General features: G+C 44.8%; 11 protein-coding genes and 2 pseudogenes. 5 read left to right on the forward strand and 8 right to left on the reverse strand.

All coding sequences use genetic code 11. The features are described from left to right. Position 1: 1 nt before the first annotated feature. From V2S86_RS16495 to V2S86_RS16525, 7 genes and pseudogenes are all read right to left on the reverse strand, one after another. Entirely contained in the window at positions 2-745 is a 744-nt protein-coding gene (locus V2S86_RS16495; protein ID WP_330763330.1) for a hypothetical protein, read from the reverse strand. 293 nt (positions 746-1,038) lie between these two features. Then, positions 1,039-1,134: pseudogene (locus tag V2S86_RS16500) on the reverse strand (5'-nucleotidase); the annotation flags it as partial. Positions 1,135-1,181: 47 nt separating this feature from the next. Continuing rightward, the gene (locus V2S86_RS16505) at positions 1,182-3,638 is read right to left on the reverse strand and encodes a nuclease-related domain-containing DEAD/DEAH box helicase (protein ID WP_330763331.1); all 2,457 of its coding nucleotides are present in this window, start codon (positions 3,636-3,638) and stop codon (positions 1,182-1,184) included. Positions 3,639-3,683: 45 nt separating this feature from the next. Beyond that, the gene (locus V2S86_RS16510) at positions 3,684-6,818 is read right to left on the reverse strand and encodes a type I restriction endonuclease subunit R (RefSeq protein WP_330763332.1); all 3,135 of its coding nucleotides are present in this window, start codon (positions 6,816-6,818) and stop codon (positions 3,684-3,686) included. Positions 6,819-6,833: 15 nt separating this feature from the next. Continuing rightward, positions 6,834-8,030: a DUF4268 domain-containing protein gene (locus tag V2S86_RS16515; RefSeq protein WP_330763334.1), complete on the reverse strand. Its 1,197-nt coding sequence runs from the start codon at positions 8,028-8,030 to the stop codon at positions 6,834-6,836. Then, a complete protein-coding gene (locus tag V2S86_RS16520) occupies positions 8,023-9,405 on the reverse strand; it encodes a restriction endonuclease subunit S (protein ID WP_330763335.1) in 1,383 nt (460 codons plus the stop codon). Before V2S86_RS16520 ends, V2S86_RS16515 begins: the two co-directional genes overlap by 8 nt. Further along, complete coding sequence (locus tag V2S86_RS16525) at positions 9,395-11,101, reverse strand: class I SAM-dependent DNA methyltransferase (RefSeq protein ID WP_330763336.1); 1,707 nt, start codon at positions 11,099-11,101, stop codon at positions 9,395-9,397. Before V2S86_RS16525 ends, V2S86_RS16520 begins: the two co-directional genes overlap by 11 nt. A gap of 214 nt (positions 11,102-11,315) precedes the next feature. Here V2S86_RS16525 and V2S86_RS16530 point away from each other — a divergent pair, with 214 nt between their 5' ends. Then, entirely contained in the window at positions 11,316-12,293 is a 978-nt protein-coding gene (locus V2S86_RS16530) for a toll/interleukin-1 receptor domain-containing protein (protein ID WP_270101188.1), read from the forward strand. 76 nt (positions 12,294-12,369) lie between these two features. Beyond that, entirely contained in the window at positions 12,370-12,678 is a 309-nt protein-coding gene (locus V2S86_RS16535) for a hypothetical protein (RefSeq protein WP_330763337.1), read from the forward strand. A 457-nt stretch (positions 12,679-13,135) separates the two neighbouring features. Here V2S86_RS16535 and V2S86_RS16540 read toward each other — a convergent pair whose 3' ends face one another. Next, positions 13,136-13,573, reverse strand: a complete 438-nt coding sequence (locus V2S86_RS16540) for a YagK/YfjJ domain-containing protein (protein WP_330763558.1) — start codon at positions 13,571-13,573, stop codon at positions 13,136-13,138. Here V2S86_RS16540 and V2S86_RS16545 point away from each other — a divergent pair. The 3 genes and pseudogenes from V2S86_RS16545 to V2S86_RS16555 form a co-directional block, all read left to right on the forward strand. Beyond that, positions 13,547-13,712 (forward strand): annotated as a pseudogene (locus V2S86_RS16545) (tyrosine-type recombinase/integrase); the annotation flags it as partial. The gene V2S86_RS16540 and the pseudogene V2S86_RS16545 sit on opposite strands and share 27 nt — an antisense overlap. A 99-nt stretch (positions 13,713-13,811) precedes the next feature. Beyond that, positions 13,812-14,060, forward strand: coding sequence for a CopG family ribbon-helix-helix protein (locus V2S86_RS16550; RefSeq protein ID WP_330763559.1), 249 nt, complete (start codon positions 13,812-13,814; stop codon positions 14,058-14,060). Between the two features lie 3 nt (positions 14,061-14,063). Further along, positions 14,064-14,339: a type II toxin-antitoxin system RelE/ParE family toxin gene (locus V2S86_RS16555; protein WP_330763338.1), complete on the forward strand. Its 276-nt coding sequence runs from the start codon at positions 14,064-14,066 to the stop codon at positions 14,337-14,339. Positions 14,340-14,539 lie beyond the last annotated feature (200 nt).

Raw genomic sequence — 14,539 nt, forward strand, 5'->3', positions numbered from 1 at the left:
TCTAACCACCAATTTTTTTCTTCCACTCATCTTCTTTTTTTCTCAGTTTCTGAGCAAGTTTAGGATAATATATTTTACGGTTATTTTCGGTTGGCCAACATATGGTAGTTGCATAGAAAAGCAATGCTAATGATACTAAAAAGCCAATTAGGAAGTGCGGTGTTGTTGGATCTCTATGTTTTGATTGCTCCCATAGCCAGTCAATAAACATCTTACTTGAACCGTCTGATACCGATAAGTACCATTCTATAGAGAAAACAAAAACAGTCCCAAACGCGATTATTTCATTCAATCTATCTTCCATACGAGTTATATTTCTTTTGCTTTGCTCTTCAGTATATAATTTCAATGACATATCATCACCACTCTCTAGAGCGTCATCTCGTAGTTCATGCATGAAAACCTCAGTTGAGGATTCTCGACAAACTCTCTCATCCTTATCTTGCAGTAACTTACTGTACTTTATCCTTATTAAAAGGAGATTAAAACACAATGTTGTAATTTCCAGTATGACTGAAGAAAAAATACCTAAGGCGATGATCATTCCGGCCATATCAGCAAGGGAGAGGTCGAATTCTTTACCTAGTTTAATGCCAAATAAGCCATTTCCTTTTAGACAGAAAAATAGAACATCAAAACATAATGTGAAATAAATTACTTTTGCTACTTTGGTTAAATTCCATAATCCATCAACAAAACCAAGTACCGAAAGTGCTGAAGCGCTGTTGTTACTATTGGATGACATAAATTGTCCCTTTCAGCTTTTGATAAACATCTAATAATAATAAATTAGTGAGCATATGCAATTAACTCTTTATTTTTGGCGGTTAATTACTTTTTTGATAATTATTTCAATTTAAACTAACGTCCGCTTCACGCTCGAAGCAGACCGTCAGGTTAGCTTGTATGCTACCGGTGAAAACTGCCAAGTCAATTTTGGGCTAATACAATGCAGTCTTATGACTAAATGGTTTGTCAGTGACAATACACGATGTTTCACATCCTGTAAGTTCGGAGTTACTGTCATAAGGAGCTCACAGCCACGATCAAATGCACATACTGATATTCAAAGAAAATGCGTGGCTTAAGTGCCTTCAGAACTTTTGTATTCTCTACACCGCCGAGAAAAAAGCTTCATAAACATGTCCACCCTGACTTTAAATAGGATTATATAAGAGTTCTTAGTCGTCAATAGGTGAATATTTCCCTTTTTCAACTTTAATAAGATGCTTTTTATTGTAGCAAGTTGACAATGCACAGGCTAAAGCACTCCTTAATTCAGAGCGATCTAATTGCTCTAGATGAATATAGCGTTTACGTAGTGCATCTGTTATCTCATCCAATACTAGTGTTTTATCTGGTGGTAATAATGCAACCCAAGCCTGTATAAAAGCTAATGCACTTCTGTAGAGAAGTTTTCCGCCAGGTAATGATTCGCTTAGTACTTCATTTCTATATGGCTTTTCAAATGCCACTCTTCGGGCACTAGCCGCCGCTAACGGTATGGGTAATAATCGTCTCTTTTCTTTTTGAACAGCTGAATTAAAATCATCCTGAGAAATTGTTAAATCAAGTTCGCGAATTTTATCAATTTCATATCTGGTTGGTGACGATTCTTCAGTTTTATTATTGCAAAGCAAACAATTATTATCAGAATCAAAAGGTATCATCTTTTCACATATGACACAATTTTTTATTGATAAATGTGTTCCTACGCCTAATGTGTTTAATTCGAATTGTTGATTAGCAATGTAATAAACAACTCTCCGTGAATCTCTGAACCAATATATAATTGGGTAAGTGTGGTGGGAATATAAATAATCAACCCACGTTTCCGCTGGAGAATTTTCTTCATAAAACTCAATAAGCCACGAAGAAAGGTTTTTTGACCATGCTAATTTTACAGTGTTGAGTTTCAGGTCCCCTTCGCTGAAAAAGTTAGCCATAAGAACTTTGGAAGATGAGTTATGTCTTGCTTCATTAATTGCTCTCTGAATTTCCTTTCTATTAACCAGTTTATGCAGAAAGTTATTATTTTCTCTCCATGCTAGTTTCTCCGAATCATAAATTGCAATGAAAGCAGTTGTGGCTCTTGAATAAGCACAAAATAATTGAGCATCCTCCATATTTTCGGAATCCAGTGTAATAACGACAGGTGATTCCATACCACGAAAACGGGATACAGTTTCAATATTTATATCAAAAATTTTCATGTCTTTCTGGAGGAAGTTTTTCACTAAATCCGTAGGGACAAGGACAGTAATCTCATCAGATGGTACAGAGCTTTCTTTCAACCGTAAGATTTCATCAAGCAATGTAGAAAGTGGATCGATAACTACTAATTCTTTTAACGTATCAGGTTCGTTATTCCTTGGGGAGGTAATTTGATATGAAGAAGGTCTGATAGCCATTAAATAGTCAGTAACTGCTTTGGGGCATCTTAACACAATAGTTAAGCTGAAGGAAAATTGGGAGTTAATTATCCGCTGAAGGTCAGTATGATTCGTTCCTTTTTCAAAAGAGAACGTTTGGGTTTCATCACAAAATGCAATAATGTTTTTATTTTCAAACCAAAAAAATAATGTTTCCAACCACGAAGGATGTAACGCCTGCGCTTCGTCAATAATTAAAGCATCGTAATCCTTTAGATCCTTTTTATTTAATGCATTAAGCAAATCCTCGCAACATCCTGATTCAAACCAGCCTGTTGGCGAATCGGGAGGTAGCGCTAATCTATTACGAGCCTGATGACAGAGTTTGTGCCAGGTAAAAACGTCGCATAATGAGTCTGGAGTTTGTTGTCGAATATATTCAGAAAGGCGGTTGTTAAAAGTAAGAAATAAAACTTTTTTTTGCTCTTGAACAAGTCGTCTGGCAAATTCAATCCCAATCAGGGTCTTTCCTGTTCCTGGCCATCCAGTTACAACAAATCGTTGATATTCAGACAGGAGTTCAATGACCTTGATTTGTTCATGTGTGAGTCTTAACCAGAGTTGATTATCATAAATAATCCGGGTTCCCCAGTCAGGAGTGCCATCAAACTGTGGGCATATGGACTTTATTATTAATTGAAGTTGTTCACTTCCTAAATCATTATTTCCTAATGCAGATTTCCAATATTGCATTATATCGATAGTGTACTTTGAAATTTTCGGGAGTTGTTTTTTATCAACGAATATTTTTCTAAATGGTCTTACAGATGCATCAACCATTGCTGTATTTATAACGTTATTATCGAAATAGCTATCAGGAAAAATAAAACCATAACCAATACGCAATCGTAACGTTGTTGCTCCTCCTAACCAACGGGCTAATCCATGGACATTGTTACGTGTTTGCTTCACTACATCGACATTATTATTTGTTTTGAGATGTAAAAAAATAGGGCCATCTACGCGATATATCCCACTTTTTACCTCTAACGCCAAAACACCATAGATACGATGGAGAACAAGAAAATCTATTTCTCCACTTGGAGGTAGTTTCATACCCAAATGCCGAGCCGCCGAACTCAACCACGGGAGACTATGAATCACGGTGAAATCATCGGACAGCCCTTCTTTTAATAGGGCATAAACCGTTTTTTCTCCATAACTATCATTATCAATGGGACCGAATGCCGGAATCATTTTGGCCATACTACTATTTCCTTATAACCTGCTCCTGACAGAAATTTTCACTTGTTACATCGTCCAGTGATTCGAAATAACTTCCGCTTGTTTTAAAATCAACTCCACCGTCCCCGGTGTTTTATCGGGCGGATACTTATAACGACGCAGAGTCTGGCGAACCAAGATTCGCAATCTCGCACGCACGCTCTCGCGCACTTGCCAGTCCACGGTTGTGGATTGCCGCAGCTTCAGTGTCACTTCTATCGCCAGTTTCTTAAGTACCTCATCCCCTAACTCCCGGACGGCGCTTTCGTTTTCTGCCAGTGCGTCGTAGAAGGCAATCTCGTCAGGATTCAGGCCAAGCGCGTCATCACGCGCCATTGCGGACTGAAAATCCTTCGCCATCTGGATCAGCTCTTCAATCACCTGCGCCGTCTCAATAGCCCGGTTGTTATATTTAATTAATACCGCCTGAAGACGTTCCGAATACTTCTTCTCCTGCACCACATTGTTTTTTGTACGGGACTGGATGCCGTCATTAATCAGTTTTTCCAACAACTCTACTGCCAGGTTGCGATATGGCATATCGTGGACTTCCTGCAAAAACTCATCAGAAAGTAAGCCAATATTGGGTTTATCCAGCCCGGCCAGCGTGAAAATATCATCCACGCCGTTAGCAATTACGGCATTATCCAGAATCTGCTTCAGCGCGGAGTTCTTCTCAGCTTGGCTAATTTTTTTGTCCACGCTGGTGAATTTGCTGATAGCGGCTTTTACCGCCGACAAGAAAGCAATCTCCAGCTTAAAAGACTGCGCCGCATCCAGCGTACAGCAGAGCGACCAGGCTTTAGTAATTGCCAGTACGTTATCGAGAAAACGCTTCTTACCGTCTTCAAGGCCGAGCACATAGTTTGCAACCGGCACCAACAGCTTCTGCGCGTGCGCCTCAAAGCCGGTGTAATCAAAACCCGCTGACGTTGCTGTTTTGGCAAACATACCGTGGATGATGTCCAGCTTTTCCAGCATGATTGCCAGCGCTTCTTCAGCGTTGATGGTCGCATCGCCTTTGCCGTTTGCATCGGTATAGGTTTTAAGCGCCAGTTTCAGTTCATTGGCGATACCGATGTAATCCACCACCAGCCCGCCGGGTTTATCTTTGAATACCCGGTTGACGCGGGCAATGGCCTGCATCAGGTTATGGCCGCGCATCGGCTTGTCGATATACATGGTGTGACAGCAGGGGGCGTCGAAGCCGGTCAGCCACATATCGCGCACGATAACCAGCTTCAGCGGATCGTTCACATTCTTGAAGCGGGACTCTAGTCGTTTTTTAGTTCGCTTGTTGTAGATATGCGGTTGCAGCATTGCCTTATCGGACGCTGTACCGGTCATCACGATTTTGATTTGTCCTTTTTCAGGATCGTCATCGTGCCACTCCGGGCGTAGCGCGATAATTTCATCGTAAAGATGGACGCAGATTTCTCGGCTCATCGCGACAATCATCGCCTTGCCGTCCATTACGGTATTGCGCTTCTCAAAGTGAGAAATCAGATCGGCGGCAACCTGCTGGAGACGAGGTTTAGCCCCAACCAGTTTCTCCAGACGGCTCCATTCACCTTTGGTTTTTTCACGCAGGTCCAGCTCATCATCTTCAATCAGTTCATCAACCTGATCGGAGAGCGCCGCCAGTTCTTCATGATTGAGATCGAGTTTCGCCAGCCGGGATTCGTAGTGAATAGGCACCGTTGCGCCATCATCCACCGCATCCTGAATATCGTAAATCGAGACGTAATCACCAAATACAGCGCGGGTATCGCGATCCTCTGCCGAAACCGGCGTTCCGGTAAACCCGAGAAACGAGGCGTTGGGCAGCGCGTCGCGCATATGTTTAGCGTAACCGTATTTATAGACGCCGGTTTCCCGGTCCAGATTGGCCTTCATGCCGTACTGGCTGCGGTGCGCTTCATCGGAAATAACAACGATATTGCTGCGTCCATTGAGAACCGGATGGGCATTTTCCCCTTCCTCCGGGGAGAACTTCTGTACGGTGGTAAAGATAATGCCGCCTGCATCGCGGGTTGCAAGCAGTTCACGCAGTGCTTCGCGATCATCTGCCTGCACCGGCATCTGTTTGAGCAGTTCCTGCGACTGACAGAATGTGCCGTAAAGCTGACCGTCCAGATCGTTACGATCGGTTACGACCACAATCGTTGGGTTGCCCATCTCCGGCTGTTGTAGCAGTTTGCCGACATAACAACACATGGAGATGCTTTTACCGGAACCCTGTGTATGCCAGACCACACCAGCTTTCTTACTGCCAGGCTGAATGTTGCTGTGCAGGGCCAGTTTCTTACCGGTAGCAGCGACAATTGTCGCCTGCACGGCCTCACGCACCGCGTGGAATTGGTGATAACCGGCTATTTTTTTAATCAGCCTTTCGTCATTGTTCTCGAACAGGATGAAGTAACGGATATAGTCAAGCAGCAGCTCCCGGTTGAAGAAGCCCCGCACCATAGTTTCCAGTTGCCATTCCAGCAGAGGCTTATCGTTTTCATTGCTGATGGTCTTCCACGGCATAAAACGTTCTTCCGTGGCCGTCAGAGAACCCACACGCGCCAGATAGCCATCGCTGACAATCAGCGCTTCATTACTGATAAACAGATCGCGGATTTCGTCTTTATAAGTCTGTAACTGGTGGTAGGCATCCCAGATATCTACCTTGTCATCGATGGGGCTTTTTAATTCCACAACCGCCAGCGGCAGTCCGTTAATAAAACAGATGATATCCGGGCGACGCGGTTGTTTCGTTCCGCTGATAGTCATTTGATTGACCACCATAAAACGGTTGTTTTGCGACTGATTAAAATCCACCAGCAGTGCGTGGTCGTGGATAAGTTCTTCATCGCGACGGTACTGTACTGGAACCCCTTCCAGCAACCAGTGATGGAAGGCTTTGTTACTGGCAATAAGATCAGGGCTTTCAGCACGAGTAATACGGGAGATAACCTGTTCGAAAACGTCTGCGGGCAGGTGTGGGTTAAGTTTTTGCAGGCAGGAGGTTAACACGGGTGTCAGGAACACATCATGATAGCTGGCGCGTTGCGGGTCACTGCCGTCAGGGGCAATATCCGGCCCGTGATGAATTTCCCAGCCTTGTTCGGCAAACCAGCCCAGGCAAAGCTGTTCTAAGTCGTCTTCAGTCAGCATCGGTAACGTCCTGTGTTAAACGTGTTCGGCTTCTTCAGTGATAATTTCAGCTTCATCATGCCCGTTAAAGGTTCGCTTAATCAACTGATTAAGTTCCGGTAGACATGTTGAAAAGGCTTTTTCAAATGCTGTCATATGTTCTACCAACCAGTCGACCATCTCCGGCCACTTTTCCTGATCTGCGATGCCGTTGATGGGTTTTCTGTAAGTAATACGACAGGATTTCTTATCCGGTAAGGCTTGCCAAACAATTTCATGCCCAAAGCGATTTTCGATAGCGGATTTGCGTTCATGAAGCCAGTCAAACGCGAATGTATTGGTTTGTGCTGACGGTTTGGCAATCCAAAGCTCAACCCTAATTTCTTTTTTGCTGAAGATAAGATTGTACGAAACGCCACTGATGCCAGAACCTGCGCTTAACCAGTGGTCGGTTGACGGGCTGATATTATTGTAGAGTGAAGATGAACTAACGCGGAATTTCTCCAGAGCTTGGGTCCAGAACGCCTTACGTAAATGGTGGCGAGCTTTGGATTCTCCAGTTGTGGACTGCTCCTCAGCCTCTTTTTGCGCCATACCGATCATGTAAGATTCCGCTTCCGGCGTCGGGATAACCTGCTTGATATCAATAAACACATCGTTACCATAACGGTAAGGTGTGACCTTAAAGCACTGTACGCGAATATTGAACTGCATTAACCAGAGTGCGGTATTGGTTGCTTCTTTGCGGAAATTTGCTGCGACCATCATGATACGCTGTGAACGATTCTGGTTAATTTGCACCTCTTCCAGGCTATCGTGCTCAAGAAATTCCGCCAGCACGTCAGCCGCAGGACGCGTTTCTTCAGGTTCGTTCTGGTCAAGATAGCGCTGGAAGATCTCAACAATATGTTCTTTGCGCAAATTGGCGCAGTAACCAGCGTATTTCAGCGCCTGCCAGACGACATCACGCCCGGAATCATCGAGCTTGTTCTCGATGATCACCAGATTGCCGTCTTTGTCGATCGCCAGCAGGTCGAGGCGCTCTTTGGTATCGTCAAACCCGGCAAACTCTTTCTGGATGATAAGTAGTTCATCATCGCTGTTGCGGGTTAATGCCTGCGGATGCTTCGCCAACCATTCCTGCAAGTGATAACGCTCAGTGAAACCCGCGTTAGTGAAGGTGGTTTCCTGAAGGGGTTGCAGGCTATTGCTGGGCTGATCGACTTTAAACATAGTCGGCTTCCTTTGCTAATTCCTCGGCTTCCGGCAAGGTGATTTCGCCGGAGAGGAGTTTGGGGAGCAGAGTATCGCGTAATTGTGAAAGCTGAGTATTCTCTTTATTATGGCTTTCAATATAAGAATAAAACTCTTTCACTTTATTTGAGAAAACTTTAACTAATCGTGTATCAGGCTCTATGCATGACCATTCCATTATGGCTTTTTTGTCTCCCCTAGGCATTTTCACACCTTTTGAGGTTTGCATCATAAAGTCAAAAAATGAGTCTTGGTAAAGAATGTTGTATAAATATTCGGCTGTAATGTTTTTTTTATGCTCGAAAGCTAAAACATCCGCAGAACGCCCCCCTGAAAATCTGGCAAGCCAGATTTTTTTAAAATAAGGGCGTATGTTTGAAATTAAAATATGTCCAGGATTAAAAGATGGTGTTGTACTAGCTGAAGGTAATGATGTAGCGCACTCTATTCCCATTTTGTTAACAAGCATATTTTCAGTAGAGATATACGTATCTTTAGTTAATTCAGATACATCGATCTTCCCTGAAGCAAATGAGGCTATACTACTTAATGGAGCTAAATTCCACCTTTCAGGTATTTTAACAGATTCAATGTCCTGCATTGCAGAGGGGAACGACTCTGCTGTAGACCTTAGTTCAGCATATTTTTCAGGATAAACCAGCTCAAATACGGCCAAAGAACCAGCGTCTTTTCCAGAAATTGCTGTCATGGCAGCAAGCGTTGCCTCTTCCTGCGAACCACCGGCTTCCAGTGCCATAATTTTGGCTTTTACCGGTTCAAAATCGATAAACCAGCTTTTAAACAGGGCTTGCGCTATTTGCTCGAGAGTTCGATTAATTTTATTATTGTTTGATAACTTTTGTGCTAATGAGTTAAGAGTGAACGCGATAGTGTCCTCCATGCCAACAAGACGAGGTATTTTTAGATCCTTGATGAATGGAATTCTTACATTACTAACAGTTGTACCTGTCCCCTCATTCCAAAATATTTGATGTTGAACATAAGGTGATTGTAAAGCCCAGAATAAAAAATGAGGATTTATATTCTCCTTGGCCCTTAATAATACTTGCCTCTGCCCTAAACAGCATGTTAATCCTTTAGGTATTAAGCAAACTTCCCCCATAGGCGCTTCCCTAGTAAAAACTATATCATTCTCTTTAGGTGTGGCACGTTTAATTCTGCTTTTGAACCCTTCCTCATCAGTGAAACTTGGAGATGACAAATCAAGTACGCCATCGCGAATATTTTGGTTTCGTAATACAACAAAACCTGAATCAGTCCAGGTGGGAGTTGAATGGGGGCAATCAACTATTAGTTCACACAGTTCCTCAAGACGTTCCGTACTAAAATTCATATCCCAACCCCTCAAGATTCATCTTGATCTGCTGTTCTAACTCCGCACTTTCCGCCAGTTGCGCTTTGAGCTGCGCCGACAATCGTGTCATCTTCTCGGCAAATGGTTCATCATCTTCATCCTTTTCAACCGATCCAACATAGCGCCCTGGAGTTAAGATAAAATCGTGCTTCTTGATATCCTCCAGCGTAGCGGCAAAGCAGAAACCAGCTTCATCTTCATAATTTTTATCCGTCTGCCAAGCATGGAAAGTATGTGTAATCTTGCGGATATCATCTACCGAAAAGTCACGCAATACTCGCTCTTTCATAAAGCCAATCTGGCGAGCGTCGATGAACAACACTTCGCCTTTACGGTGCGCCTTACCGTTACCGCCAGATTTATCTTTGGTCAACAGCCAGATACAGGCCGGGATTTGGGTGTTGGTAAACAGTTGTCCCGGCAGCGCCACCATGCACTCCACCAAGTCCGCTTCAATAATCGCCCGGCGAATTTCGCCCTCACTGTTGGTATTGGAGCTCATCGAACCGTTCGCCAGCAGTAGCGCCATTGAACCTTTCGGTGCCAGATGGTGGATCATATGCTGCATCCAGGCAAAGTTGGCGTTGCCCTGTGGCGGTGTGCCGTACTGCCAGCGGACGTCATCTTCCAGCTTCGCATTCCACCACTCTTTCATATTGAACGGTGGATTCGCCATAACAAAATCGGCACGTAGATCCGGGTGCTGATCGTTCAGGAACGTATCGGCGTTTTGTTTTCCAAAGTTAAAATCGATCCCGCGAATCACCATGTTCATCGCAGCCAGACGCCAGGTGGTAGGGTTAGATTCCTGCCCATAAACGGAGATATTGCGCTTTTGCTCGGCGGCGTTGTAATGCTTTTCATCAGCATGCGCTTCGATAAAGCGATCGCTGGAAACAAAGAAACCACCAGAACCCATTGCCGGGTCATAAACGCGGCCATTGTAGGGCTGAAGCATTTCAACAATCAGCGTGACGATGCTTTTTGGCGTGTAATACTGGCCGCCCTGCTTGCCTTCCGCCAGTGCGAACTGACCAAGGAAGTATTCATAGACGTGGCCGAGAATATCTTTGCTCTTCAAATTGAGCTTCACGCCGTTGTATTTAGGCTCGCTAAAACTGGTATCGGAGAAAACGTTGATCAGGCTGATTAACAGATCGTTACCAAGCTGATAGTGCCCGATACGGTTAAGGATGTTTTTCAACTTCGGGTTGCTGTTTTCGATAGTATCCAGAGCGATATCAATCAGCTTCGATACTGACGTCATGATGATATTTTTGCCGCTATCGTCTTTCCCCAGAACCGTCCCTACAGGCAAAGCAGCGTTGGTTTTTAGCGTTTCCCAACGAGCCAGTTTGGGCACCCAGAAGACGTTTTTCTCAGTGTAATAGTCCTGGACTTCCAGCTCTTCGGCGATCGCCTGCTGATATGCTTCTTCCGTGTCATAATCGTCACGAGAAAGCGCGTAAATGTTGTCCGGGTTGGACTTATCTTCAAACAGCCCTTTCAGTTCCTTCTGACGGGCGTCAAAGGCATCTGAAACATACTTCAGAAAGATAAGCCCCAGTACCACATGCTTGTAGTTGGCCGCGTCCATATTGGCGCGTAGCTTGTCTGCGGCTTTCCAGAATTTAGTATCCAGATCGTTCAGAAATTGCTGTTCAGCGTTGTCCATCAAAACCTCAAAAAATCATCTATGCCTAGTTCGGTGCCCAGGTTGCGTAGAATCGGGGAAATTATTAGGGATCATACCCTGACGTCAGAGCGATACCAAGATGAAGGGCTGATTTCCGCATCAATACCTTGCGGCAAGGGGGGATTACTCTTTTACACTTATAGGCGCAAAATAACGGTGTTTTTCATTTTCCTACCGGAGCATCTTACGCGCTATGACCACTCTCGTTTTTTCCTATTCTCATGCAGATGAAGCACTACTCAATGAACTTCAGAAGCACCTGTCCCCTCTGAAGCGGATGGGTAAAATTACCACATGGCACGATCGCCGTATCGTTCCAGGCCAAGAGTTTGAGCGCCAGATTGATCTGTACTTTTCCCAAGCAGATATCATCTTGCTACTGATCAGTAGTGATTTCATCAATTCTGATTACTGCTATCAGGTTGAAATGGCTAATGCGCTTGAGCGGCACAACCGGGGTGAAGCGGTGGTCATTCCGGTAATCTTAAGAGATTGTGCCTGGCATCAGTTGCCGTTCGGCAGCATTATGGCGGCGACAATCGATGGTAAGCCGATTACCCGATTTTCCAGCCACGATGAAGGCTATGTTCAGGTCGTCGATGCTGTCTCCCGAGCCATTGCCAATTTGGAAGCGAAAAAGCCGCAGCAGAGTGTGCACGCTGCAGCTCCGGTGAATCCGATGCTTCAGGCAGCAGATACCGTTTTTACACCGCGTTCCAGCAATCTTTCTCTACCCAAGAGCTTTACCGACCTGGATAAAGATCGCGCCCGCCACGAGGGTTTTGAGTATGTCGCTCGTTATTTTGAAAACTCGCTGGATGAACTTAAAAATCGTCATGCTGGGTTAGACGTTGATTTCCAGCGAATTGATGCGAATTCATTCACTTGCTCAGTGTATATCAATGGTAGCAAGGTTGGTCAATGTGGCATCTGGCGTGGCAATCAACACCATGGAATGGGGGATATCTGTTATAGCCAGGATAACGTTGTTCGAAACAGCATTAACGAAAGCCTGAGCCTTGCTGATAATGGTCAATCTCTCGGTTTCCGTGCTCTGATGGGAGGATTTAGCAGCGGTAACTCACGAGAAGAGCTGCTGACGAACGAAGGGATGTCAGAACATCTCTGGGGAATGTTCTTCGGAGTAATCAAGCAACGTATGTCTCGATGATTAATCGCCCCAGAATCGTTTACTTAGCCCAATTTGAACGAAGCCGGTACTGACAAATTACGATAAGGATATAGAAATGGTACAACTTAACCTTGCCAAGGTGCTGTTACTTGGAGACGAAAGCAATGGATATGTCCGTTACGAAATATTTTCAAAAGAAGGAGAGCGACCAGACTATCCAGAAAAAATTATGGTTTATCGCGAGAAGGTATTGGAGGTGAACGGCGATAAGTATTGGGCTAAAACGGATGAAATCATCAGTCTGGATCATCTCGGATTCCAGGAAGGGGGATTTCAAATGGCAATTACTTACCAGATGCGTCCTGCGCGGGATATGTTTTCAGCTATAGATGCATGCAGAAAGCATTATAGTAATTCCCAGTGACCAGAAGATTATAGAACAGACTAATTCAGCAAAGTTGATCTCAGTTCTACTTCAGTGCTGAAGATCTGGCGTGGTAGGCCGGGCAGCGACTGATCCTTAATAACTAGTGCCAGATTGCGTACAGTGCCGATTGTCTCTGTTAACCATTGAGAAAGAAATGTTGCAGACGATTAATCTGCTGGATTTCACTGATGTCTGGCTTCGCATAAGAACAATCTTGCAACGTATAGCCACAGATAAGGCAGATATAACTGTCGTTAGGCGCGACCCGTGTGGTTAATAGCCTCGGAACATAATCAGACTCCTGCTGGCAGGCGTCTGCCGTCCCTGAAGGGCAGGCAGACGCCATGCTGGTGTATAGATTAAAAGGATCGAGAAGGGTATCGCGGTGCGGTTGTCACACTATGAAGTTGTGGCGTAAATAAATCGCCATCAGCAAAAAACGATGTATGGAATCTCAGTCCTGACTACAGCCGAATGAGCGTTCAGCACTGCTATAGCGTTTAGTTCGATGCTTTGCCATGTAGCTCAGACGGAAAGTCAGTGCATCTAGTTTGTCCCTAAACTCCGGTTTATTGAGATCCAAGAAAGCCAGAGGGTTACCAACAAAGTGCACCAGCGTCAGATACTCAGGCCAGTCACGCTTCTTCATTGCACTTAGCCATGCGTTCTGAACAAGAGAGCCCAGACCTTTCCCCTGTTCGTCGTAGCTTCCCAGAGCATTGAACGTGTCTGTGTTGACGAAGAGGGCCATGTGATAATGCTTCTTGCCGCCCAGTTCTGGTTGCTTCAGCACCCAGACGTAGCGAACTGAAGAGCGATGGCAGCGTTTACCTTCCCTGGCTTTTCTTTGTCGGTAAGCGACTAACAGCGCGTTACGGCCACCTATATTGATTCTGTCCTGCCAGCGACATGGCCGGGCATTGGCAACGACCAAGGCCCGGCACTCTCCAGCATTACCCCTTCATCGTTTTCCTGAGTTTCTTTCACGGCTTGCCGCTTATCGTGGTCGCTTGATGACGCGCATCACTATCTTGGGATGATGCCGGCAAAAGTCAAGGTGATGATTTTATAAGCAGAACTATGTTAAAGTTAATAGGAGTTATTAAATGTTATTAAACGAGGTTATCCCTATGGGTTCGCTTACTAAACAAACCATCAGTGCACAGATACCCGTTGAGTTGGCTGTTGCTGTCGAAAATCTGGCTATTGAGTTGGATCGTTCTAAAAGCTGGATTATCAAGGAAGCCTTGACCCGTATGCTGGCCGAAAGTGAACGGCATCACCAGAGCATCCAGGCCGGTCTTGCTGATGTGGATGCCGGCCGTGTAGTGAGTCATTCGGACATGGTGGATTTTGCCAATCGTTTAAAGAAAACCTGATAAATGGAAATTTACTGGACGCTTAAAGCTCAGGATGACCTGGAACGTATCTACCGTTTTGCCCTGCAGTACAGTCGCCAGCATGCCGATGATGTTTTAGACCGTTTGATAATCGGCAGCGCTGGCCTTACGGCGCACCCGGCAATCGGCATACAGCAGACTCGATATGAACCTCGGGAAGTTCGAAAAGTGTTATTCGATGACTACGAGGTTCACTACGAACTACGCGATGTTGCCATCTACATCGTGGATCTCTGGCATACAAAAGAAGAACGATGAAGGGGTAATTTTTCGATAACGAGTATTGCCTGCGATTCTGCCCCGCGAGTTCCCTCATCTTACCCAGACTTATCTTCATCAACGGATTACTGCACCTTGTAACTTGGCAGGCTGGTCCCCCAGGCCCTTGAAACGCGCTTTTTTGCCAACGAGGTGCTGGACTAACGGGAAGTGATGCTTATCATGTTATCGAGACTACA

It is taken from the genome of Serratia sp. C2(1) (genome assembly GCF_036352655.1).
GTDB lineage: Bacteria > Pseudomonadota > Gammaproteobacteria > Enterobacterales > Enterobacteriaceae > Serratia > Serratia inhibens.